This window comes from Paraburkholderia gardini (assembly GCF_907164545.1).
Taxonomy (GTDB): domain Bacteria; phylum Pseudomonadota; class Gammaproteobacteria; order Burkholderiales; family Burkholderiaceae; genus Paraburkholderia; species Paraburkholderia gardini.
This window is the reverse complement of sequence record NZ_CAJQZB010000008.1, coordinates 21,420-45,244: the sequence shown is the minus strand read 5'-3', so window position 1 is coordinate 45,244 and position 23,825 is coordinate 21,420. Positions and strand designations below refer to the sequence as shown.

Annotated in this window: 22 protein-coding genes and 1 pseudogene; 11 read left to right on the top strand and 12 right to left on the bottom strand. The window is 64.0% G+C overall.

Features of this window, described 5'->3' with window-relative positions:
* Positions 1-49: 49 nt before the first annotated feature.
* From LPA37_RS08290 to LPA37_RS08270, 5 genes are all read right to left on the bottom strand, one after another.
* Complete coding sequence (locus LPA37_RS08290) at positions 50-766, bottom strand: PIG-L family deacetylase (protein ID WP_228981089.1); 717 nt, start codon at positions 764-766, stop codon at positions 50-52.
* A 171-nt stretch (positions 767-937) separates the two neighbouring features.
* Positions 938-1,528 carry a nucleotidyltransferase family protein gene (locus LPA37_RS08285; protein WP_228981091.1) on the bottom strand — a complete coding sequence of 197 codons (591 nt, stop codon included), beginning with the start codon at positions 1,526-1,528 and terminating at the stop codon, positions 938-940.
* Positions 1,529-1,732: 204 nt separating this feature from the next.
* A complete protein-coding gene (locus LPA37_RS08280; RefSeq protein WP_229012234.1) occupies positions 1,733-3,958 on the bottom strand; it encodes a xanthine dehydrogenase family protein molybdopterin-binding subunit in 2,226 nt (741 codons plus the stop codon).
* Complete coding sequence (locus tag LPA37_RS08275; RefSeq protein ID WP_228981095.1) at positions 3,955-4,956, bottom strand: FAD binding domain-containing protein; 1,002 nt, start codon at positions 4,954-4,956, stop codon at positions 3,955-3,957. The genes LPA37_RS08280 and LPA37_RS08275 overlap by 4 nt, the downstream gene beginning before the upstream one ends.
* Before the next feature lie 11 nt (positions 4,957-4,967).
* On the bottom strand, positions 4,968-5,684 hold the full coding sequence (locus LPA37_RS08270; protein WP_229012233.1) for a (2Fe-2S)-binding protein: 717 nt from the start codon (positions 5,682-5,684) through the stop codon (positions 4,968-4,970).
* A gap of 1,041 nt (positions 5,685-6,725) precedes the next feature.
* Here LPA37_RS08270 and LPA37_RS08265 point away from each other — a divergent pair.
* Together LPA37_RS08265 and LPA37_RS08260 are read left to right on the top strand one after the other, a co-directional pair.
* On the top strand, positions 6,726-7,916 hold the full coding sequence (locus LPA37_RS08265) for a porin (RefSeq protein ID WP_229012232.1): 1,191 nt from the start codon (positions 6,726-6,728) through the stop codon (positions 7,914-7,916).
* 407 nt (positions 7,917-8,323) lie between these two features.
* Positions 8,324-9,907 (top strand): aldehyde dehydrogenase (NADP(+)), encoded by a 1,584-nt coding sequence (locus LPA37_RS08260; protein ID WP_229012231.1) that lies wholly within the window; start codon positions 8,324-8,326, stop codon positions 9,905-9,907.
* A gap of 137 nt (positions 9,908-10,044) precedes the next feature.
* Here the strand turns inward: LPA37_RS08260 and LPA37_RS08255 are convergent, their stop codons facing one another.
* From LPA37_RS08255 to kdgD, 3 genes are all read right to left on the bottom strand, one after another.
* Positions 10,045-10,788: a FadR/GntR family transcriptional regulator gene (locus LPA37_RS08255; protein ID WP_229012230.1), complete on the bottom strand. Its 744-nt coding sequence runs from the start codon at positions 10,786-10,788 to the stop codon at positions 10,045-10,047.
* Between the two features lie 368 nt (positions 10,789-11,156).
* The gene (locus LPA37_RS08250) at positions 11,157-12,506 is read right to left on the bottom strand and encodes an MFS transporter (RefSeq protein WP_229012229.1); all 1,350 of its coding nucleotides are present in this window, start codon (positions 12,504-12,506) and stop codon (positions 11,157-11,159) included.
* Between the two features lie 210 nt (positions 12,507-12,716).
* Positions 12,717-13,634: a 5-dehydro-4-deoxyglucarate dehydratase gene (gene kdgD, locus LPA37_RS08245; protein WP_228981111.1), complete on the bottom strand. Its 918-nt coding sequence runs from the start codon at positions 13,632-13,634 to the stop codon at positions 12,717-12,719.
* A gap of 207 nt (positions 13,635-13,841) precedes the next feature.
* Between kdgD and garD the strand changes: the two genes are divergently transcribed.
* The 4 genes from garD to LPA37_RS08225 all read left to right on the top strand — a co-directional run bounded on the left by garD (position 13,842) and on the right by LPA37_RS08225 (position 17,645).
* Positions 13,842-15,431 carry a galactarate dehydratase gene (gene garD / locus LPA37_RS08240; RefSeq protein ID WP_228981113.1) on the top strand — a complete coding sequence of 530 codons (1,590 nt, stop codon included), beginning with the start codon at positions 13,842-13,844 and terminating at the stop codon, positions 15,429-15,431.
* Positions 15,432-15,528: 97 nt separating this feature from the next.
* A complete protein-coding gene (locus LPA37_RS08235) occupies positions 15,529-16,623 on the top strand; it encodes a lactonase family protein (protein WP_229012228.1) in 1,095 nt (364 codons plus the stop codon).
* 169 nt (positions 16,624-16,792) lie between these two features.
* Complete coding sequence (locus LPA37_RS08230) at positions 16,793-17,119, top strand: hypothetical protein (protein ID WP_324251872.1); 327 nt, start codon at positions 16,793-16,795, stop codon at positions 17,117-17,119.
* A gap of 79 nt (positions 17,120-17,198) precedes the next feature.
* Positions 17,199-17,645 carry a hypothetical protein gene (locus LPA37_RS08225; protein WP_229012227.1) on the top strand — a complete coding sequence of 149 codons (447 nt, stop codon included), beginning with the start codon at positions 17,199-17,201 and terminating at the stop codon, positions 17,643-17,645.
* Between the two features lie 303 nt (positions 17,646-17,948).
* Here the strand turns inward: LPA37_RS08225 and LPA37_RS08220 are convergent, their stop codons facing one another.
* On the bottom strand, positions 17,949-18,431 hold the full coding sequence (locus tag LPA37_RS08220) for a DUF2778 domain-containing protein (protein WP_229012226.1): 483 nt from the start codon (positions 18,429-18,431) through the stop codon (positions 17,949-17,951).
* Positions 18,432-18,440: 9 nt separating this feature from the next.
* Entirely contained in the window at positions 18,441-18,923 is a 483-nt protein-coding gene (gene tssD, locus LPA37_RS08215; protein ID WP_228883665.1) for a type VI secretion system tube protein TssD, read from the bottom strand.
* 257 nt (positions 18,924-19,180) lie between these two features.
* On the opposite strand from tssD, the gene LPA37_RS27870 reads away from it, so the two are divergent.
* Together LPA37_RS27870 and LPA37_RS08210 are read left to right on the top strand one after the other, a co-directional pair.
* Entirely contained in the window at positions 19,181-19,408 is a 228-nt protein-coding gene (locus LPA37_RS27870) for a group II intron maturase-specific domain-containing protein (protein WP_407672501.1), read from the top strand.
* A gap of 261 nt (positions 19,409-19,669) precedes the next feature.
* Positions 19,670-20,128: pseudogene (locus tag LPA37_RS08210) on the top strand (methyl-accepting chemotaxis protein); the annotation flags it as partial.
* A gap of 66 nt (positions 20,129-20,194) precedes the next feature.
* Here LPA37_RS08210 and LPA37_RS08205 read toward each other — a convergent pair.
* On the bottom strand, positions 20,195-21,487 hold the full coding sequence (locus tag LPA37_RS08205; RefSeq protein ID WP_228981120.1) for an aspartate carbamoyltransferase: 1,293 nt from the start codon (positions 21,485-21,487) through the stop codon (positions 20,195-20,197).
* An 88-nt stretch (positions 21,488-21,575) separates the two neighbouring features.
* On the opposite strand from LPA37_RS08205, the gene LPA37_RS08200 reads away from it, so the two are divergent.
* Together LPA37_RS08200 and dapA are read left to right on the top strand one after the other, a co-directional pair.
* Positions 21,576-21,776, top strand: coding sequence for a hypothetical protein (locus tag LPA37_RS08200; protein ID WP_228981123.1), 201 nt, complete (start codon positions 21,576-21,578; stop codon positions 21,774-21,776).
* 116 nt (positions 21,777-21,892) lie between these two features.
* Entirely contained in the window at positions 21,893-22,750 is an 858-nt protein-coding gene (gene dapA, locus LPA37_RS08195) for a 4-hydroxy-tetrahydrodipicolinate synthase (protein WP_229012225.1), read from the top strand.
* Positions 22,751-22,760: 10 nt separating this feature from the next.
* Here the strand turns inward: dapA and LPA37_RS08190 are convergent, their stop codons facing one another.
* Complete coding sequence (locus LPA37_RS08190; protein WP_229012224.1) at positions 22,761-23,525, bottom strand: carboxypeptidase-like regulatory domain-containing protein; 765 nt, start codon at positions 23,523-23,525, stop codon at positions 22,761-22,763.
* 19 nt (positions 23,526-23,544) lie between these two features.
* Between LPA37_RS08190 and LPA37_RS08185 the strand changes: the two genes are divergently transcribed.
* Complete coding sequence (locus LPA37_RS08185; protein WP_229012223.1) at positions 23,545-23,796, top strand: hypothetical protein; 252 nt, start codon at positions 23,545-23,547, stop codon at positions 23,794-23,796.
* The last annotated feature ends 29 nt before the right edge of the window (positions 23,797-23,825 follow it).

Sequence of the window (23,825 nt, the reverse complement as noted above, 5' to 3'; positions counted from 1 at the left end):
GCGTAGGCTAAACGCAGGCTGCCTGCAGGCGCTTCTCGTGCGGCGGCACTCATTTCCTCGCATGACGCGCCGGTCTGTGCGTCATGTTCAACTGCCAGTAACGTTCCGGCGCGAATACGTCGTCGCAGCCATGCGGGCCGAACGCCCGCAACTGGCTGGCGTACGCGTTGACCGCGTGGCGCTTGACGATGGCCTGGCGCGCCGGATCGATCGTATGCAGCGTGTCCGGATGCGCGGGCGTCGCGACGATGCCGCGTCGCGCGAGTTCTTCGAGCCGTGCTTCGACGACGCCCGGCTGGCGTCGGTGAATCGCTTCCTCATAAGCGAACCATGCAAGATGCGCGAGCCGCGGCAGCACTTCACAGCATGCGTCCGAGACGAGTTCGTGATCGCTGTGAAAAAGGCCGACCGGCATCAGCAGCGTATTGGCCGTCGAGCCGTAGATGATCTCTTCGAGCGCCGCCGCGAGCGTGCCGACCGACGGCGAATCGAGGTACTGGCCGTCGAGAAACGGCATGCGCACGGGAATCGCTTCGAGCGCGGCGAGCGCGTTGTTGTCCTCGATCGTGCGGGCGTGAATCGCTTCGCGGGCGCTGCCGAAGCCGGACCGGGTGTCCCATTCGGTACGCATCTCGTGCCCGGGCGCCGCGGCGAACACCGTACCGACGGCAGCATCGGGATGTGCCGCCAGGAGCGCGCCGCAACTGAATACGGCGTCGTCGAAATGCGGGGACACAATGAAAAGACGCGGACTGGTTTCGCTCATGGCCTCGTGCGTGATGCGCAGCCAGCGTCGAAGCGGGTTATGCGCGTGCTCGTCAGACGGCTCCGTTCAGCTTAGACCTGATCGGCGAAGCTTGTGTGACCGCGTGAGCGGCGACGGCGCGCGGATCAGGTACGCGCCGGGCCAGTCACACAAGCCTGGATCAGGCATCGATCAAGCCAGCCCCAGCAGATCGTCCGGCGTATCCACGTCGCGCAGAATGCCGGGATCGTCGACGTCCAGCCGCGTGACCTCGTGCCGCCTGAAGAGCTCGCGCGCGCCGGTATCGCCGTCGAGCGCGACGAGCGCATCGAAATGCCCGGCGCCGAATCCCGCGGGATGCCCGCGCTCGCCGTTGTAGAACGGCGCGACGAGCGTGGCGCCTTCATCGAGCTTGCGGGCCACGGCCTCGACGGTCGAGATCGCGATGCGCGGCATGTCGGCGAGCGACACGATCCAGCCCTCGGCATCGCGGCTCGCCTCGACGGCGGCCGCGAGGCTCGCGCCCATGCCGCGTTCGGCGTCGCGCGAGAACACCACTTCGCAGCCCGCGTCGTTCAGCACGCGCGCGAGCGCGTCGGACCCGGGCCGCACGACGGCGAGCACGCGCGGCACGATCATCAGCAGACGGTGCGCGGCCTCGTACGCGACCGGCCGGCCATCGGGCAGACGCGCGAGCAGCTTGTTGCGAATGCCCTCCGGGTCGAAGCGCGACCCATAACCTGCGGCCAGCAGCACGCCAGTGGCGGACGACGCGTAAGCCATGGGAGGCACCGGGGAGAGGAGATGGTCCGATTGTGCGGCGCAACCCGCCATCAGGCAAGCAGGGATGGCGGCGAATGCGTCCGGGACGACGCACGATTCCATGTACCCCAAAAAAAGCGCGGTCATACCTTTCGGACATGACCGCGTGTCAATGCGCTTCAGCGTCGTTTCATGCGCGCTCTGCGCTGCGCATGAAACGACACGTCACGCCTGCGTGGAACCCATGATTACCTTGTCGAGCGTAATGGGCAAATCGCGCACACGCACGCCTGTCGCGTGAAAAACCGCATTCGCGATCGCCGCCGGTACGCCCGTGATGCCGATTTCGCCAATTCCCTTCGTGCCGAGCGAGTTGATGTGCGGATCGACTTCGTCGATAAAGCTGATATCGATCGCATTGATGTCGGCGTTCACCGGCACGTGATATTCCGCGAGATTGGCGTTCACGAAGCGGCCGTGACGGGTGTCCAGATCGGTCTTTTCCTCGAGCGCGGCGCCGATGCCCCAGACGATGCCGCCCATCAGCTGGCTGTGCGCGGTCTTCGCGTTGAGCAGCCGCCCGACGCCATACACCGAGGTGATCCGCGCGACGCGAATCGTCCCGAGGTCGGCATCGACATGGACTTCCGCGAACACCGCGCCGAACGAGTGAAACGAGAACTTCTGCTTTTCGTCGCCGGGTTTGACGCTCGCCTGCGCCTCGATCGGCTGGCCGCCCGCGCGCGCGAGGATCGCGCCGGCCGGGTCGCGCCGCGCCGCGTCCTTCATGCTGATTACCCAGCCATTCTCGACGGTGACTTCGTCGGGCGTCGCGCCGTGCACGGGAGAAGCCGGATCGGCAAGCGCCATCGCGACGAGCTTGCCGCGCACCTGCGTCGCGGCATCGCGCACGGCGGGCGACACGCTCGCGACCGACTGCGAACCGCCCGATACCGGCGCCTGCGGCAGCGAGGAATCGCCGAGCGCGAAGCGGATGGTGCCGGGCGAAAAACCCATCGCGTCGGCGGCGACCTGGGTCATGACGGTGTAGGTGCCGGTGCCGATATCCTGCGTGCCCGAGGCGACCATCGCGGTGCCGTCCGGCAGGATGCGGGCGATCGCCGAGGCCGCGCTGCGATTCGCGGGATACGTGGCGGTCGCCATCCCGAGGCCGATCAGCGTGTTGCCGTCGCGCATCGAACGCGGCGTTGCCGTGCGGCGCGACCAGCCGAACTTCTCCGCGCCGAGGCGGTAGCACTCGCGCAGGCCCTTGCTCGACCACGGCTTGTTTTCCTGCGGATCGACTTCGGCGTAGTTCTTCAGACGCAGCGCGACCGGGTCCATCTTCAGCGCCCATGCGAGCTCGTCCATCGCGGATTCGAGCGCGAACGAACCGGTGGTCTCGCCCGGCGCGCGCATGAAGGTCGGCGTGCCGACGTTCAACGGCACGAGCCGGTGCGTGGTGGACTGGTTGGGCACGGCGTACAGCATGCGCGTGACCATCGCGCAGGTTTCCGTCCAGTCCTCGATAACCGACGTGTTCGCGTACGTGTCGTGACGCATGCCGGTGAGCGTGCCGTCGCTGCGCGCCGCGATGACGAAGTGCTGCTCGGTCATCGGCCGGCCGCCTACCGGGCCGAACATCTGCGGGCGCTCCAGCGCGAGCCGCACCGGCCTTCCGGTCTGCTTCGCCGCCATCGCGCACAGCGTCACGTGCGACCACGACGAACCCTTGCAGCCAAAGCCGCCGCCGATGAACGGCGAGATCACATGCACGTTGTCCGCGCCGATGCCGAACGTCTTCGAGACAGCCGTCTTCGCGCCCGAGACGCCTTGCGTCGAGTCGTACAGCGTGAGGTTCGGGCCGTCCCAGATCGCGAGCGTCGCGTGCGGCTCCATCGGGTTGTGATGCTCCATCGGCGTCGTGTAGACCGCGTCGATGCGCGTTGTGCCGCCGGCGAGGCCCGCGGCGATGTTGCCGCGCAGCGTGTCGGTTTGCCGGCCTTGCGGTTTATCGGGCGCGTGAGCGGTGGACTTCGCGCGTGCGAAGTCGAGCGTCGCCGGCGCGGACTGATAGGTGATGTGCAACTGACGGGCGGCGTCGGTGGCCTGTTCGAGCGTTTCCGCGACGACGACCGCGACCGGCTCGTTGCTGTAGTGAACCTGGTTGTCCTGCAGCAGCGACAGATGACGGCCCGCCGGCGGCGCGAGCGGCGGACGGCCGCCGTTGGGCAGCTTCATCGCGTTCTGGTACGTCATCACGAGGATCACGCCGGGCATCGACTGCACGCGCGCGCTATCGATCGACGTAATGCTGCCGCTCGCGACCGTGCTCGTGACGAGCACCGCGTGCGCGAGTCGCGCGGCGGGGAATTCGGCGGCGTAGCGTGCTTCGCCGGTGACTTTCAGCAGACCGTCGGTGCGGTCGAGCGGAAGACCGATCATGTTCATGCGACACCTCCCGGCTGCTGTGCGGCCAGCCTGAGCGCGCGAACGATGGACCGCTTCGCGAGTTCGATCTTGAATGCGTTGTCGCGTTGCGGCCTGGCGTCACGCAGCGCGGCCGCGGCGGCGGCCCGCAGGTTCGCATCGGTGAGCGGTTGTCCCGCGAGCATCTGCTCCGCCGCGCTCGCGCGCCACGGTTTGTGCGCGACGCCGCCAAGCGCGATGCGCGCGCTCCTCACCGTGTCGCCCTCCATCTGCAACGCCGCCGCGACGGAGACGAGCGCGAACGCGTAGCTCGCCCGGTCGCGCACCTTCAGGTAGTACGCGTGATCGCTGTATACCGGAGGCGGCAGGTCGACGGACGTAATGAGTTCGCCGGGCTGCAATGTCGTGTCGAGATCGGGCCGGTCGCCCGGCAGACGATGAAAATCGCCGAAGGCGATTGTCCGTTCACCGCGCGGACCGTTCACGTGCACCACGGCATCGAGCGCGGCGAGTGCCACGCTCATGTCCGACGGGTTCACCGCGATGCATTGCGGACTGGCGCCGAGAATCGCGTGCATGCGTGTGTGGCCGCCGATCGCGGCGCACCCGCTGCCCGGCTCACGCTTGTTGCATTGAGCGAACGCGGGATCGTAGAAGTAGTAGCAGCGGGTGCGCTGCATCAGATTGCCGCCGACGGTCGCCATATTGCGCAACTGCGCCGATGCACCCGCGACGAGCGCCTGCGTCAGCAGCGGATAGCGCGCTCGCACCGTCGCGTGATTCGCCGCGTCGCTGTTGCGCACGAGCGCGCCGATACGCAGGCCGCCGTTGGGCAATGGATCGACGGTATCGAGCCCGCGGATATGCGTGATGTCGACGAGCCGCACCGGCCGCGCGACGCCGCCTTTCATCAGGTCGAGCAGATTCGTGCCGCCGCCGATGAACGCCGTTCCCGGCTGTTGCGCGGACCGGATGGCGCCGGCGACGTCGCTGGCGCGTTCGTAGGAAATCGCTTCCATGATCGATCTCCTCAGGCCATGCCGTCGTTCACGGCGCGCACCGCCGCGACGATGTTCGGATACGCGCCACAGCGACAGATATTGCCGCTCATGCGCTCGCGGATCTCGTCGTCGGACAGTTGCGGCGGCCGCAGGCGCACGTTCGCGGTGACCGTGCTGGCGGCGCCGGCCCTGAACTCGTCGAGCAGGGCGGTCGCCGAGCACAGTTGCCCCGGCGTGCAGTAGCCGCACTGGAACGCGTCGTGTTTGACGAAGGCCAGCTGGATCGGGCTCAACGCGTTGTTGCGCGCAAGACCTTCGACGGTCGTGATCGCTTCGCCTTCATGCATCACGGCCAGCGTAAGACACGCGTTGATCCGCCGTCCTTCGACGAGCACCGTGCACGCGCCGCACTGACCGCGGTCGCAGCCTTTTTTCGTGCCCATGAGGCCGGCGTATTCGCGCAGCGCGTCGAGCAGCGTGACGCGTGGTTCGACACGCAGCGTGTACGCACGGCCATTGATGTTGAGCGTGACCGGGCGCGCGGGCACGGGCGTGCGGACGGCGGGCGGCGGCGCGGCCGGTTGCTGCTGCGCGCGCACATGTGGCGCGGCGCCAACGGTCGCGGCGGCCGCCGCCGATTGCAGGAAGCGCCGTCGCGACGTGTTCGGATGCGGTGTCGAGTCGGGGCGTGTGGATGAGTCGGTCGATTCCCTGGCGGAATCCGGACGGTCTGGATGGCTGGACATGACGTTCTGCTGGCTCCATGAAAGGTCGATGCAGACTCGCGACACAGCATTGTTTCGTGCATCGGGGGGCGTCGGTTGAGTGAGCAATTTCAGTGCCGCCGGCGATTGGCGCACATGACTCAGGCGCGTGCGTGCGGGGAAGGTGAACGTCGGGGAAAAATGACAACGCGGCGCTCAACGCTGCACGTTGCGCTTAACGAACGACGAAGTAAAGTGCGTCGCAAAACCCCGCCCCGTGTGGCTTTCTGGATGAAAGCGAGGTGTCACACGACGTTTGCGAAGCCTTTCGTTATGGTTGCATCAACATCGACTTTTTCGCTCCGGAATCAGGGGTTCTGGAGCGACGTTCAAGGCACCGGCAAGCGCACGCGAAGGGACCGGTTCGTCGTCGCGTTGTGCGTCCGTGAACCACCCGCGGAGCTGCTTCGCACAGTGAACGGGGTGGCCATGACCGACGCCGGGAAAGGGGTGGGAGGCGTGGAAATTGGATCCCAATACCGTCTCATGTTGTATGACGTCACATAATAAAAGTGACGATCGTGATGCTGAGGAAACGTTGTTTTTTTGCACTTCTGCGAGATAAATAGGGGTAAGTGCCTAATTGAATTTCCGGGATTCCTCATCGATAGTACGTTGTCGTACAACAAGACAGAATTTGAACAAGTGCTTTTCGCACTGACGAAGCCGTCAGTCAATCGCGAAAACCCCGCGCGACTCTGCTTCTCGCACGCGGGCAGCGCCGGCCTCGCGCAGCGTACCGATGTGGGCGCGAAGGTAGCGGCTTCCCGGATGGAAGGAGCGCAAGACGTGCGCGGCAACCGGCGCGCGTCCGCTGACGGGTCCCGCCGGGTGACAGGTAATACGAAGAGACCGGCAATAAGTGTGAAAGGTATGCGCGGGTGGAGGGTCAGCACGAACGAAGCGGCTACCGCCACCGGGATGGACGGCATGAATGAAGCCCAATAACGCGGATCGCGCAGAACGGGATGTTGTGCAGCTGCGGCGGAAAGGCAACAACAATATTTTTACAGAGGAGTCTAAATGAAAAGAGTAATTGCAACCTCGGCCCTGGGTTTGTTCGCGATTGGCGCACAGGCGCAAAGCAGCGTGACGCTGTACGGGATCGTCGATACCGGCATCGGCTATTTGAGCAGCTCGGCGCCGAAGGTCGGTGCGACGAGTGGCGGCCACTCCGTCGTCAAGATGATCAACGGCATATGGGCTGGCAGCCGCTTTGGCTTGAAGGGCAGCGAAGATCTGGGTGGCGGCACGGCAGCGATCTTCACGTTGGAAGAAGGTTTTAACAGCGCAACGGGCGCGCAGTCGACGAGCGGTCTCGCGTTCAACCGCCAGGCCTTCGTTGGCCTGAGCAATGCCATGTACGGTGCGTTCACGGCTGGGCGTCAGTACACGGCGTACTACACGCTCCTCTCGCCGTACAGCCCGACCACGTGGCTGACCGGTGCCTACGGCGCGCATCCGGGCGATCTGGACTCTCTCGATACGACGTACCGCGTGAACAACTCGCTGGTGTATCAGTCGCCGAGTTTCCGCGGCCTGAAGGTGGCCGGTTCGTATTCGGTGGGCGGCGTAGCGGGCAGCCTCGACGCAGGCTCGACGTGGAGCGCCGCTGTCCAGTACCTGAACGGTCCGTTCGGTATCGCGGCTGGCTTCCAGCGTATCAACAACGCGACCAATGGCGGCGGTGCGTGGTCTGCAAATTCCACGACGAACCCGCTTCCCGTGTCGTCGATCAACGCCGGCTACCAGGCGGCGCAGGCGCAACAGCGTGTCGCGGTGACGGGCGGTTACGCGTTCAGCAAGCAATGGGACGTTTCGTTCTCGTACTCGAACGTGCAATACATCCCGGGGACGCAGTCGGGGTTCACCTCTGAAGCGGTCTTCAACACGGCCGGCGCAGTGCTGCACTTCAAGCCGGTTCCGACGCTGGATCTGGCTGCCGGCTACAGCTACACGCGTGCCTCCGAAGCAAACGGCATCACGAGTGCGGCGAGCTACAACCAGTTCAACCTCTCGCAGTACTACAGCCTGTCGAAGCGCACGGGTCTGTACGCGCTTGAGGCTTACCAGCGTGCCAATGGTCAGACGCTGGCCGCAGGTGGTGGTGGCATCATCAACGCGACGGCCAGCATCGGTGACGGCCAGAACGGCACGCCGTCGTCGTCGCGCAGCCAGGTCGGTGTTGGCGTGGGCATCATCACCAAGTTCTAACTGGCTGACGTGCCGGCGGCGATCTCCGGATTGCCGTTACGCGATGAATGGCCCGTCCGCCGTATTCCGGCGGCGGGCATCTGAAGCGGCGTTTCAGCCTGCTTCAGCGATGGAGCGAAGGGGATTCCCTTCGCTCCATTCTTTTTTCTGCCTCCACGTTGGCGCACCAGGGCCACCGCGCATCGTCTGTCTGCAGCGCCTTGCACAGGTCGATGTTCTTCGTGAGCGCCGGTTTGCTCATGGTTATACGTCGTCGTATATCTAGGTTCGACCGATGTAAATTCACCACACTTACGATTTCTTAACGTCGCCGGGAAATAGTGGGAAAGCGGCGACGAAAGTTGCGGCAGTAGGCGGTTATGTTGTAGGATGACCGATATCTAGGGTCTTCATCCAGGGAAAGCGAAATGTCTATTACCGGCGAAATGCTGATTGGCCGCCAAACCGTGCGCGGCAATGAAAAACCTTTGCGTGCATTCAATCCCGCCACGGGCTCCGAGATCGCCGAGCCGGTCTTCGGCACGGGCACGGTTGCGGACGTCGCGCGTGCGTGCGAACTCGCGCAGCAGGCGTTCGATTCTTATCGTCAACTGCCGCTGGCGGTGCGCGCCGAATTTCTCGAACGCATCGCTGATGGCATTACCGAACTCGGCGACGCGCTGATCCAGCGCGCGCATGAAGAATCCGGTCTGCCGAAGGCGCGTCTCGAAGGCGAGCGTGGCCGTACGACCGGCCAGTTGAAGCTGTTCGCACAGGTGGTGCGGGCAGGCCAGTGGCTCGCCGCGACGCTTGATTCGCCGCTGCCGGAGCGCAAGCCGATGCCGCGCCCGGACCTGCGCATGCAGAAGATTCCGCTCGGCCCCGTCGCCGTGTTCGGCGCGAGCAATTTCCCGCTGGCGTTTTCAGTCGCCGGTGGCGATACCGCTGCCGCACTGGCAGCCGGCTGCCCGGTGGTGGTGAAGGCGCATCGCGCCCACCTCGGCACGTCGGAGATGGTCGGTCGCGTGATTCAACGCGTCGCGCAGGAAATGGATTTGCCCGAAGGCGTGTTCTCGATGATCGTCGGCGCCGGCAGTCTGGTCGGCGAAGCGCTCGTCGCGCATCCGGCAATCAAGGCCGTGGGCTTCACCGGTTCGCGTGCGGGCGGCACTTCGCTGATGCGTGTCGCCGCGGCCCGCGCTGAACCGATTCCGGTCTATGCGGAAATGAGCAGCATCAACCCGGTGTTCCTTCTGCCCGCCGCGCTGTCGGCGCGTGGCGAGAGCATCGCGCGCGGTTTCGTCGATTCGCTCGTGCTTGGCGCGGGCCAGTTCTGCACGAACCCGGGGCTCGCGATCGCCGTCGATAGCGACGCGCTCAAGGGCTTCGTGGCAACCGCTTCGCAGGCGCTGAACGCGAAGCCCGCGCAGACGATGCTGACGTCCGGCATCCATGCCGCTTACGAGCAGGGCGAAGGCAAGCTGGCGGCGCTCAAGGGCGTGGAAGCGGTGGCGCACGGCGCCGCAGCGACGGGCCCGACGCAGGCATGTGCCGCGCTGTTCGTGACCGATGCGCAGACGTTCCTCGCCACGCCGGAACTGGAGGACGAAGTCTTCGGTCCCGCCTCGACGATCGTGCGTTGCCGCGACGAGCAGGAAATGCTGGCGGTTGCCGAGCACTTTGCCGGCCAGCTCACGGCGACCGTGCAGATGGACAGCAGTGATCTGGCGGCAGCGAAAAAGCTGGTGCCGGTTCTCGAGCGCAAGGCAGGCCGGATCCTGATCAACGGCTTCCCGACGGGCGTCGAGGTTTCGCACGCGATGGTGCACGGTGGTCCGTTCCCGGCGACGTCGGACAGCCGCGTGACGTCGGTCGGCACGACGTCGATCGAGCGCTTCCTGCGCCCGGTGTGCTATCAGGACTTCCCGGTCGATCTGTTGCCGCAGGCGCTCGCCGATGGCAATCCGCTCGACCTGTGGCGTCGTCGCGACGGCGAAATCACGCGCAGCTAGGCGACTACGCAGTCTGGCTGGCGGTATGAAAAATGGCCGGGAATGAAGCAATTCATTCCCGGCCATCTGCTTTCCGGTTTCTGGATGTTCTGGATGTGTTGCGCCGGTCGCGTGAACCGGCTGTACGGATCAGCCGTTCAGCCGTTCGCTTCGGTCGTTTCGTTCGCGCGCCTCAGGCGTTCGCGGCTGTTCGACAGGTGCATGCGCATCGCGGCGCGTGCGCCTTCGGCGTCGTGACGCGAGATCGCTTCGAGGATGCTTTCGTGTTCGAGGTTCACGAGCGACAGGTAAGCGTCCGGCTCCGCATGCGCGATGCCGGCCGAGTCGAGCCGGTTGCGCGGAATGAGCGCGCTGCCCATCTGCGAGAGGATATCGACGAAGTAACGGTTGCCGGTCGCGCGCGCGACCGAAATATGAAACTGGAGATCCGCGTCGACACTGTCCTGACCGTTCAGGCGCGTTGCCTCGATTGCGTCGAGCGCGGCGCGCATGCGCGCGACGTCGTCGGATTTGGCGCGTTGCGCCGCGAGACCCGCACATTCCGTTTCGAGGCTGATACGCAGTTCGAGGATCGACAACACGTCGCGCAGCGTGGTGGCGGGCACCATGTCGATGCCGAGTTTCTCGCGCGGCGGTTCAAGCACGAAGCTGCCGATGCCGTGCCGCGTTTCGATGATCCGGCCGGCCTGCAGACGCGAAATGGCCTCGCGGATCACGGTGCGGCTCACGCCCAGGGCGACCATCAGTTGCGATTCCGTCGGCAGTTTGTCGCCCGGCTTGAGCGCGCTGGACGCGATCTGCTCCGTCACGTAATTGACCACGTACTCGGCGAGATTGCGGGCGCGTCGTGCCGGCGCCGCGGATGCCAGTGGTGTAGCCATCGTATGCGCCCTCGAATCAGATAGTTGCAGAGATATGCTGCAATTGATTATACCGTCGTCTGATGACTGGCCAGATAAACCGCAACTCACTTGCATGGGGCCGGAGTAAGCGCTGAAGCGCTAACTCCGACCGACACGCGAACTCTGGTCGACCGCAACGAGTTGCATGGGACCAGAGTAACGCGCATGGGGCCGGAGTAAGCGCTGAAGCGCCAACTCCGACCGACACGCGAACTCTGGTCGACAGGTGAGCTTTTCCAGGACCCGCGCACGGCGTCGGGATGACCGCCGCGCGCAGGAAGGTGCGCGCGCCCGTCAATGTGCGCCGATCCGGCGATGCGATTGCCGCGCGCCGGGAACGTCGGTGATTAGCGCGGGCGCAGTTCGACCCGTTTGATGTCCTTCACGATCACGAGATAGCTGAACACGGTGATCAACGCGTTGATGCCGACGAATACCAGCGCGCCGTTGAACGACCCTGTCCGCGCGACGAGATAGCCGATGACGATCGGCGTCACGATGCCGGCCGCGTTGCCGAACATGTTGAAGATCGAGCCCGACAGACCGAGTGCTTCCTTCGGCGACGTATCCGCGACGACCGCCCAGCCGAGCGCGCCAATCCCTTTTCCGAAGAACGCGAGCGACATCAGCGCGACGACGAGCCAGTCGGCCGCGACGTAATTGCAGCCGATGATGGAGACGGACAGCAGCATGCCGCCGACAATCGGGACCTTGCGCGCGAGCGTCAGCGAATGGCCGCGGCGAATCAGCGAGTCCGACAGGAAGCCGCCGAGCACGCCGCCGGAAAAACCGCAGATCGCGGGCAGCGAGGCGACGAGACCGGCATGCAGGATCGTCATGCCGCGCGCCTGGACGAGGTAAATCGGGAACCACGTCAGGAAGAAGTAGGTGAGCACGTTGATGCAGAACTGCGCCAGATAGACGCCGAGCAGCATCCGGTTGCCCAGCAGCTGGCGCACGAGCAGCCAGCCGTCGGTGCGCGCGACGTCTTCGGGCTGGGCTTTCCGGTGGCCGTTCACGACGCCGCCACCCTGCTCGATATAGTCGAGCTCCGCGCGCGAGACGCGTGGGTGGTCGGCGGGGTTTTTCATGACCTTCAGCCAGGTGAAGGCGAGGAGGAGCCCGACGACGCCCATCACCAGATAGACCGCGTGCCAGCCGAACGCGTGCGTGAGCCATGCCATCAGCGGCGTGAATACGACGGCGGCGAAATACTGCGCTGAATTGAAAATGGCCGATGCCGTGCCGCGCTCGGTGGTCGGAAACCAGCTGGCCACGACTTTCGCGTTGGCCGGAAACGCCGGCGATTCGGCGGCACCCATCGCGAAGCGCAGCACGAAGAGCGCCACGACCGCGGCAGCGCCGCTACCGAGCAGGCCGATCGAGCTTTGCAGCAGTGTGAAGAGCGACCAGAAGAAGATGCTCACGGCGTAGACCCGCCGTGCGCCAAACCGGTCGAGGAGCCACCCGGCGGGCAGTTGCGAGAGCACATACGCCCAGCTGAATGCGGAGAAGATGTAGCCCATCCTGATCGCATCGAAGCCGAACTCCGTGCGCATCGCCGAGCCGGTCACCGAGAGCGTCGCACGGTCCGCGTAGTTGAACGTCGTGATGACAAAGATCAGCAGCAGAATCGTATAGCGGACTTTCGTGCGCCTCTCGACGTGTGCGGGGTTCGCTGTGCGGCTCATTTCCATGATGATTTTCCTGACGGTTCAGGCGGGGGCGGGTGCTCCCCAGCTTCGATACGGCGGCAGCCGGCACTGACACGGCCTGCCTTTCGACGCGATCGGCCACGCAGTGCGCGTCAGCCGTGAATCTGGCAAAAACGCCCGGCAACGCATGCGTTGCCGGGCGCTCCTGCTGGCCGCGTGGCGCACGTAACCGTGGACCACGCGGCTGGGCGCTTACTGCGCGCCGAGCTTCTTGATGAGAACGTCGAGCTGGCTCATTTCGTCCTCGGTCAGATCGGTCAGCGGGGCGCGCACCGGCCCTGCGCCGTGGCCGACCAGCTTTGCGCCAGCCTTCACGATGCTGACTGCGTAACCGGCGCGGCGATTGCGGATCGCGAGGTACGGCAGGAAGAATTCGTCGATCAGCTTGCCGACCGTGGCGTGGTCGTTCGCGGTGATCGCGCGATAGAAATCCATCGCCGTCTTCGGGATGAAGTTGAACACGGCCGACGAATACACCGGCACGCCCAGTGCCTTGTAGGCCGCGGCATAGACTTCCGCCGTCGGCAGGCCGCCGAGGTACGAGAAGCGGTCGCCGAGGCGGCGGCGGATCGTCACCATGTTTTCGATCTCGCCCACGCCGTCCTTGAAGCCGATCAGGTTCGGGCAACGGTCGGCCAGACGCTCGAGCATGTCGGCGTTCAGCTTCGAGTTCGCGCGGTTGTAGATGATCACGCCGATATCCGGCACGGACTTGCACACTTCTTCAGCGTGTGCGGCGATGCCTTCCTGGCTCGCTTCCGTCAGATAGTGAGGCATCAGCAGAATGCCGTTCGCGCCCAGACGCTGTGCTTCCTGTGCGTAGGCGATCGCGACGCGCGTCGGGCCGCCAGCGCCGGCCAGAATCGGCACCTTGCCCTTGCAGACTTCCATGGCCGTGCGCACGACGTTCGAGTAGTCGTCATGGGTCAGCGAGAAGAATTCGCCCGTGCCGCCGGCGACGAACAGCGCCGATGCGCCATAGGGCGCGAGCCATTCGAGGCGCGCGGCGTAGGTGTCGGCGCGAAAATCGCCCTGTTCATTGAAGTCGGTAACGGGGAAGGACAGAAGGCCTTGCGAAACGATCTGCTTCAGTTCCTGCGGTGTCGTCATGATTAAGTATCCTGGGCTACGGGGTTCGGTACAGAGATTTCTTATACGTCATCGTACAACAAGAAATTGAGCACGACAACCGGGATTTGGCGGCATAATGGACGACATAGGGTTAATACGGACCGTCCGTGCATCATTTCATGTTGTAGGATGACGTATGAATTGGTTGGCGTAGCAGGCGCAGAGAGCGCCATAAGGATCGATGCAATGGAACTGACTCCGCTCTACATTCGCGTTCACCCCAATGACAATGTCGCGATCGTCGTCAACGACGGCGGCCTGGGTGAGGGCGCGGTGTTTCCCGATGGTCTGGCGCTGCGCGAGCGCGTGCCGCAGGGGCACAAGGTGGCGCTCGCCGATCTCGCGGAAGGCGATGAGGTCATTCGCTATAACGTGGTGATCGGCTATGCGCTCAAGGCATTGCCGAAGGGCAGCTGGATCAACGAACATGTGATCCGGATGCCGAGCCCGCCAGGGCTCGAGGACCTGCCGGTCGCGACCATCAAGGCGCCGGACATGCCGCCGCTCGAAGGCTACACGTTCGAGGGCTACCGCAACGCCGACGGCTCGGTCGGTTCGCGCAACATTCTCGCTATCACCACCACCGTGCAGTGCGTGGCCGACGTCGTCCAGCACGCCGTCACGCGCATCAAGGCCGAGCTGCTGCCGCGCTATCCGAACGTCGACGACGTCGTCGGGCTGGGTCACACGTATGGCTGCGGCGTCGCGATCGATGCGCCCGATGCGATGGTGCCGATCCGCACCGTGCGCAACATCAGCCTGAACCCGAACTTCGGCGGCGAAGTGATGATGGTGAGCCTCGGCTGCGAGAAGCTGCAGCCCGAACGCCTGATGCCGCCGGGCACGATTCCGATCGCGGCGGCGTCCAATACCGCGGAAGTCGCCGACATCGGCGACCTCACGGCCGATTCCAACGGCGACGTGGTCGTGCTTCAGGACGACGCGCACGTCGGCTTCCAGTCGATGATCGACTCGATCATGAAAACGGCCGAAGGCCATCTGAAGCGGCTGAACAATCGCCGTCGCGAGACCTGCCCGGCGTCCGACCTCGTGATCGGCGTGCAGTGCGGCGGCAGCGATGCGTTCTCGGGCCTGACGGCCAATCCCGCGGTGGGCTTCGCGACCGACCTGCTGGTGCGCGCCGGCGCGACGGTCATGTTCTCCGAAGTCACCGAAGTGCGCGACGGCGTCGACCAGCTGACCGCGCGCGCGGCCAACGCGGACGTGGCCGCGGCGATCATCCGCGAGATGCAGTGGTACGACGATTACCTGAAGCGCGGCGGCGCGGACCGCAGCGCGAACACCACACCGGGCAACAAGAAGGGCGGCCTGTCGAACATCGTCGAAAAGGCGATGGGTTCGATCATCAAGTCGGGCAACTCGGCAATCTCGGGCGTGTTGTCACCGGGCGAAAAGGTCCAGCAAAAAGGCCTGATTTACGCGGCGACGCCGGCAAGCGATTTTATCTGCGGCACGCTGCAGCTGGCGGCGGGCATCAACCTGCACGTGTTCACGACCGGCCGCGGCACGCCGTACAGTCTCGCGGAAGTGCCCGTCATCAAGGTGGCGACACGTTCGGATCTCGCGCGCCGCTGGCACGATCTGATGGACATCGATGCGGGCACGATCGCAACGGGCGACGCCACCATCGAAGACGTGGGCTGGGAGCTGTTCCGCCTGATGCTCGACGTGGCGAGCGGCCGCAAGGAAACCTGCGCGGAGAAACTCGGGCTTCATAACGCATTGACGCTGTTCAACCCGGCGCCGGTGACCTGAGCGCCGTGCCGTGCGCGGCTTGACGTAGCTTATGTGGCTCAACGTGGCCTTACCACCAACCAGAAAATAACCAGACCAGATGTCCATCAACCCATTCATGACCAGAAAAACAATCCTGAGCGCGATCGCAGGCACGCTGATCGGCCTTACCGCTTCAGGCGCGAGCCACGCGGCCACCTATGCGTATGTATCGAACGCCGACAGCCAGGATATTTCGGTGTTCAGCCTGAACCCGTCGACCGGGGCGCTCGCCGCGGTGCAGACAGTCGCCGTCGGCGGCACCGCGATGCCGATGGCGCTTTCACCGGATCATCACCATCTGTATGCCGGGTTGCGTTCGAAGCCGTATCGGGTCGTGAGCTTTGCGATCAATCCGCTCGATGGCCATCTGATCCAGCTGGGCACGGCACCGCTCGCTGAGAGCATGGCGTATCTGTCGACCGACGCGACCGGCCGCTATCTGTTTTCCGCGTCGTATGGCGGCAACCTGCTCGCGGTCAACCCGATCGGCGCCAATGGCGTGGCGGGCGATGTGCAGCAGACCATCCCCACCGGCCCGATGGCGCACGCGATCCGCAATGCGCCGGATAACCGCTATGTGTTCGCGTCGGTGCTCGGTTCGGATGCGTGGCTTCGTCTGAAGTTCGACGCGTCGAACGGCCATCTCACGCCGGATGCCGCGTCTGCGTATGCGCTGCCGGAAAAGTCGGGCCCACGCCACTTCGTGTTCTCGGCGGATCATCGCTTTACGTATCTGATCGACGAGCTCGACGGCAAGCTGCATACGCTCGCCTTCGACGCAACCCGCGACACCGTCAAGCCGATCCAGACCATCTCGATCCTGCCGGAAGACTTCAAGGGCGACAAACCGTGGGGCGCGGATCTTCATCTGACGCCGGACGGCCGCTTCCTGTACGCATCGGAACGCACGTCGAGCACGCTCGCGGTATATCGCGTCAATCAGGCCACCGGCAAGCTCACGCGGATCGGCACGTATCCGACCGAGAAGCAGCCGCGCGGATTCAATATCGATCCGTCGGGCAACTATCTGCTGGCAGTGGGACAGCTGTCGACGCAGATGCGCGCATACCGGATCGACCGTAAAACGGGTGCGTTGCGTGCAATCGGCGAGTACCCGGTGGGCAAGAATCCAAACTGGATCGAGATCGTGCAGTTCGACGGCTCGAACTGATCCCGGGAGGCGCATCACGCTGGTACATTCGCGCGCCTGAATGCGCGCGAATGCGTCGAAAGCGATCGTGAATGGCCCGTGCTTCTGACGCACGGGCCATTTTATTTGGCGTCCGAAATATATTCTGGTCAACGACGGCTACAAGGATTCCACCCGCACGCGTGCCGCGTTGACGCGCGCGTACTCTGCACTCAGGGAGCGCAACGATCTCGCGACGCGCGATTCGGCGCTGAAAAGCGCGGCGACCACCTTCAGGCGTGCCGCCGACGAAACAGAATCGTTTCGCAACGCGTCGCAATTCACCGGTCTCGATGAGGACCTGAAGCAGCATCTGGTCGAATCGTCGATGCATCTCGCGTCGATCCTGAAGCAGGCCGGTGACGCGCTGCGTTCGGGCGACACCAACGCCTACGTGCAGATCAACGATCACGACATCACGCTGGCGGGTCAGGCGTATACCGCCGACGTCGAAAAATTTCAGGCGCTGGCGGACTAGCTCTCGAACGATGCCGCCGCGCAGGTCGACACCGAATATGCGCGCGTCGTCACGATGGTCATCGTGGGCGTCTGCGCGTATGATTGGCACCCGCTCCGCGACTGTCGATTTTTCAGGCTTGACCATCCCCGAGATTCACGCGCAATGCTCGATGATCATCGACGCGATGCAGCGGCGCTTACCGCCTCCCGAATATTGCGTGATGGTCGGGCGCTTCGCATCGACGGAAGCGGTGAAGGCAATAGGCGTCGAAGGTTTCATGATGTGGCTGTCGCCTGCTGCGCCGATCAGCAATCACGCCGCGCTGTCGTCGCTGATCTGGCGGCGCTATGTGTCGAGGAAGTACCGCAACGGCTATTCCCTGCGCGCCATCGCAAAGGCGACAGGCTCAAGCAAGTCCGCGCTCGGACGTGTCGCGCAATGGCTCGATGGCGAGTCATCCGGCCTTGAATTGCGCGCGCTGCGCCGCCTTGAACAATCTTTCGTACCGCATGGTGTCTGCGAAGCCATGCGGATGCAGGCATGAAAGAGCGGCATTGTTACGTGCGTCGCTTTCGGATGGATGCAACTGCGAACCATGCAACTCCCAAGACGAGCGCGACGGTTAGCCACGATGCAATGGTGAGAGCAAAGATGCACAGCATTTCAATGTCATCTTCATCGCGTAGCGCCTCGATGCCGCTCGCGCGAACTGCGTCGCGTATCGCATTCCATAACCATTCTGGAATCCATCGCGACGTGTGAGAGATAAACGCGCCAAGGAACCAGCCGCCGATAAGCGATGCTGCGACATACGCAAGCACGCTTGCTATGCGCTGAAGCCGTCTCTTCATCGAACGTCCACCGTACCGTAGGCGCGCATGTCGCTGCCGGGAACCTGCAAAGTAGGCTTGCGGGAGCGAATGAACCGATTAAGCTGATCGAATTCAAGGTGACTGACCACGGTAATACAACCTTCGCTTAGACGTCGCGGTCCCTCCGGGTGCAAACGGAAATTGCCGCGACGGATGCCATTGACCATTGTCGTATCACCAGTCGTCGGATTCCATAGCGCAAACCATGTTGTCCGGTCGGTTGTCCCGTAGCCATACTCCGACCACAGATCACGCGCCCAACCGAGCATTCCGCCTGATTGCCGGTCAACGATATAGTACGTGCCTGGCGGGAGCGGTCCTACGTCTTGTGCGGCTATCGCTTTCGGGTTATCACGTCCCCACTTCTGACCGGAATAGGCGGTGACTGTACCGAAGCCAGAGCAGTGCAACGCAGACGTGGTTTTGCTGTTCAGTCCAAAGGTGCAGCGTATCGGCATCGCGATCCCTTAGATGTAGTTCCAACCATCTTTGAAAACCATGTTGCCGTCCGCATAGGTCCACGTGACTTCCTCGTACATCAGTTCGACAATTTCAAAGTGATTGCGGTGCGCGCTCGCCGTTTCCTTGATGTTCGGAACACGCGGTGACATGCCGACGACTTTGATGTTCTTCATCGACATCGTGAAGTACGCTTCCTCCCTGCCTGCTTCGTTGGTGCGATAGAACTTTAGTTCGCCAGCCTGAAGCGTCAGACCGCACACAACCGCGCGATATAGCAGAGCGGATGAGCGGTCAATTTCCTTTTCGATAGTTATCGGACGATGAGAACGTGTACCCATTAGCTTCCCGGTGTTTCCGTCCGTGGGTGTATGAATGCCATGCGTGAGGCTCAGAACTTCAATGCTCCCCTCGCGGCCTGCTACCGAGCTTGATCCTCGAATGTCTGCACCGCCTTCGTCTTTCAGCCATAAATGCAAAGGGACCGCCATCGAATCTCCGTTCAAAAAAGGTTCCGGCCATGCTGGGGAATCCTCCTTTTAGCACAATGGAAAACGGGAACAGTGAACCATTGTCAAAGGATTCGCGGTATCTTCGCGGCAGGATTTGCAACCGAATCAGGGCGGGCGGCCTCAACTCTGTTTCCTGCCGGCGGCGAGCAACGATGCGCTGAAACGGATGAGGCAAACGGTACGGAGTGGCAGATACATCGTCGGACTCCAGCCACGCTTGAAGACTTTGCGCAGCAATGCAATCCAGCGATACAAGGTGGTGGAACTACTATGGGGCGTTCTATCGAACGGCGATGTCTGCGATCTTCCAATATGTCGATCGGAAGCTCGAGCGCTGGGCCAGACGGAAGTACAAGACACTGTCGCGACACAAACGACGTAGCGCTGAATGGCTACGCAAGATGGCAGCTGTCTGCCCACGGTTGTTCGTTCACTGGCGGGTCGCTGAGGCAACGGTTGGCTGACGGGAGCCGTATGAGGCGAGAGTCTCACGTACGGTTCTGCGAGAGGCTTGAGGTGCAACCCCTCTGGCCTGCTTACCACCCACACAGTCCATGGCAACGCGGCACTTGTGAAAACACCAACCTCTCAGGGGGTGTCTGTTTTTCCCTCCATTTTTCCCACCACCAGGCGGCGGCAGGGATTGGAAGAAAATGGAACAAAATGCAATGCAAGTCTATGATTATATAGCGGTTTTCCGTTGATCCCTGGAGCAGCGTGAAATCGCTATAGAGTTCCAGACCAACATCCTTGCGCTCAATGCCGCGGTCGAAGCCGCGCGCGCCGGCGAGCAGGGACGCGGTTTCGCGGTCGTCGCAAGCGAAGTGCGCAGCCTCGCGCTGCGCAGCGCGGACGCGGCGAGGGAAATCAAGGCGCTGATCGGCGCGTCGGTGCAGGACGTCGAAACCGGCAACGCGCTCGTGACGCGTGCGGGAGAATCGATGCGCGAGATCGTCGGTGCCGTGCGCAACGTCGCGACCATCATGAGCGAGATCAAGTCGGCGACGATCGAGCAGGGCACGGGCATCGAACAGGTCGGGCAGGCCGTGAGCCAGATGGATCAGGTCACGCAGCAGAACGCCGCGCTCGTCGAAGAGGCGGCGGCTGCGGCGAGCGCACTGGAGGATCAGGCGCAGTCGATGACGGAAGCGGTCGCCGAATTTCGCCTGAGGGCGGTTGCGTGATCGTGGAGGATTGAAGTTGCGGCGAACTGTGACCGGGCGACAGGCCTGTCACAGCTCGCCGGCCATTCAGTCGATGCCGTGAAACACGGCGTCATCCGGGCCGAGATACGCGGGCGGACGCCACGCCGCATCGCGCATCGAATGTTGCACGAGCTTTTCGACGCCGAGCAGCACCGCGAAAATCGCCATCCGCACGGGAATGCCGTTGTCCGTCTGGCGGAAAATCGCGAGCCGCGAATCGTGATTCAGGTCGACGCTCAGATCGTTCGCGCCAGGGCGGCTGTCGCGCGGCAGCGGGTGCATGATCAGCGTGTCGCTGCCGCACACGGCATCCACGAGCGCCTCGTTGATCTGGAAGTCCGGCGTGTAGCCTTCGAACGATTCGTCCTTGAAACGCTCTTTCTGGATACGCGTCGCGTAGACCACATCCGCGCCGCGCAGGCCAGCCGTCAGGTCGTGCGTCTGTTCGATCACGTGCCCGTTGCGCGAGATCTGTTCGAGGATATACGACGGCATTTCGAGCATCGGCGGCGAGACCAGCGTGAACTTGATGCCGCGATAGAGCGCAAGCAGCTTCACGAGCGAGTGCACCGTACGGCCGTATTTCAGGTCGCCGACGAGTGCGATATGCGCGCCATCGACGATCTTGCCTAGCCGCGAGAACTCGCGCTGGATCGTGTACAGATCGAGCAGTGCCTGGCTTGGGTGCTCGCCGGGGCCGTCGCCGCCGTTGATCACCGGAATGTTCGTCGCGCGCGCGAATTCGGCCACCGAACCCTGGTCGGGGTGGCGGATCACCAGCGCGTCGACGTAGCCGCTCATCACGCGGCTCGTGTCGTAGATCGATTCGCCCTTGGCCATCGACGAAAACGTGAAGCCGGTCGTATCGCACACCGAGCCGCCGAGGCGGCAGAACGCGGCGCCGAAGCTCACGCGGGTGCGCGTGCTGGCCTCGAAGAACAGATTGCCGAGCACCGCGCCTTCGAGGACGCGCGAGATTTTCCGGCGGCGCGCGATCGGCTGCATGATGTCGGCCACGCGAAAGAGCGCTTCGACGGAATCGCGCGAGAACTGGTCGACGGACAGCAGCTGCGGCCGCCCCTCAAAGAGCATCTGGCTCGCCAGCGATTGTGAGTCTACGCTTTGCGTATAGCTTTCAGTCGGCGCGCCGTTGACCACGATTTCCGACACGAAGCGCTCGACGATCTCCGGCATCGCGCGCGATTCCTGCGAATCGTCGGGCAGGAGCCACGTATCGAGTGCCCGGCGCGATACGCCGATGCGGTTCGCGAAGCTCTCGCGGGTCATGTTCATGCGACGCATCGCGTCGCGCAGGAAGGCTTGCTGTGGAACGCTCATGCGGATCACCCGTCGGTGGTGAGAAAAGCTGGTTATATACGCGGTGCGTATATTAGTTCGACGGCAGGAGAAGTCAAGCTATTTTGCGATGACGACTCACGAAGGCGCCCGCCTTTGCGAGATAGCGCGGTTGCCGGTTACACTGGCGCTCATGCAAATCCGTCCCATCCGCCGCCTGCGTCCTGCCGCCGTCGCTCCTGCGAGCGTCGTCGTGCGCGCCTGCGCGATGGTTTCGGCACTGGCTCAAGCGATCGCGCAAGCCAAAGCAAAAAAACAGCTGCTCATCTGACCGGAGCCTGCTGTTCCGTCAGATGTGTGACGGAACAGCGAGCCCAGGTCCAGCCTCGACGTCCCTTTCCCGCACTGCCTGACGGAATCGATACGGTCACGTTTCGAGGATTAGTCATGTCGATTTTTTCGGGTATCTGGATTCCGCTCATCACGCCGTTCGCCGGTGGCGCGGTCGATCACGACGCGTTGCGCGCGCTCGTCGGTGGTTATGTGAAGGCGGGTGTGTCGGGGTTCGTCGCGCTGGGCACAACCGGCGAACCCGCCGCGCTCGACGACGCCGAGCAGGCCGCCGTGCTCGCAACCGTGCTTGCGGCGGCGGGCGACGTGCCGGTGATCGCGGGCGTGTCCGGCAATCATGCGGCGACGCTGCGCGAGCGCGTCGCGCGGCTCAACGACGAGCCGGTCGCCGGCATGCTGATCTGCGCGCCGTACTACATCCGGCCTTCGCAGACGGGGCTGGTCGATCACTTTGCGTCGCTCGCGGACATCAGCCGCAAGCCGGTCGTGATCTACGACATTCCGGCGCGCACCGGCGTGCGCATCGAGACAGAGACGCTGCTGACGCTGGCCGCGCATCCACGCATCGAAGCCGTGAAGGATTGCGCGGGCTTGCAGGACACCACGCTCACGCTGATTCTCGACGGCCGTTTGCGGGTATTGGCCGGCGACGATGCGAATCTCTTCACGACGCTATGCATGGGCGGCGCGGGCGCGATCGCCGCGTCGGCGCATGTACGTACTGAGCGTTTTGTCGCGCTCTATCGTGCGCTGGCGGCGGGGCGGCTCGACGAAGGGCGCGCGATCTGGCATTCGCTTGCGCCGCTCGTGCGCGCGATGTTCGACGAACCGAACCCGGGGCCGGTGAAGTCCGCGCTGGCGGCGCAGGGCGTCATCGGCGGCGGACTGCGCGCGCCGATGACGCGTGCATCCGCCGCGCTGCAGCAGCGGTTGCGGGAACTGGTCGCCATGTGAGCGCGCGCACTTACATCATTCCGCCCGAGTTCGCGCTTCCCGCGTTGCCGGTTCCGCCGCCCGCCGTTGTGCCCGGCGAGGTGGCGGGCAGCGGCTGCGCGGCGCCGGCTGCCGTGACGAAGGACAGCGTGGCGCTCTGCGCTCCGCCGTCGTCGATCGCGCCGGCTGCCTGCAGCGCGTCGAGATCGTGGTCGAGGCCCTCGTTGTCCGGAACGAACGGGGTGGTCAGAAAGTCAGGCACGGACAGTGTCAGTGCAAAGCGCTGCTGGAGACTGCTGACGACGGCGGTCTGCGCATCCAGCACGTCGGTCTGGTTGCCGAGCACCTGCTGGAACCGCGCGTTGCCCGCGAAGCCGGTGAGCAGCCCCATCTCGTTCGTGCCGAGCTGGCCGCCGAGGTATCCGAGCAGCAGATCCGTCTCGGGCGTGACGTTGAACGTGCCGCCCGCGAACGCGACGGAATGGAACGGGGTGCCGCCGGCCGTGGCCGTGATGAGGCAGGGCGGCACCGCGCTCAGCGTGAGACTGAACTGACCGTTGGCGTCGGCGCTCGCGCTCGCCGATCCGCGCACGCAACTCGCGCTGATTGTGGCGCCCGCCAGCGGCTTGCCGCTCGCGGCCGTGCCCGACACCGTCATGTTTACGGGTGTCGCAGCGGCCGTGCCGGCGCTGACGCCCCCGTCTCCACCCCCGCCGCACGCCGTCAGTGTCGCAAGCAGGGCTGCGCACGATGAAGCCAGCGCGGGGCGTGAAAAGCGCGTGATCTGAATGTTCATGACAACCTGCCACCGGTCGATGAGACGAACGCATCCGCGCGCTGCGGTAGCGGCTACGCCGCCTGCGCGTGGTGGACTATCCGACGTAAACGGCAGGGACGGTGCGCGTATTCCGCATGCGTGCGATTTCTACGTTTCGCTGGTGAGCGGCGTAGCGGGGCTGCTGTTTGCATTGCTGCTCATCGGTCGCCTGGTCGAGAAGCCGTTGCATCGGTTCTGGATGCAACGGCCAGAACGCGAACGCAACGAAATCACAGCCACCGACGACTGATACGCGACGCCTCACGCCGCGTATTCATC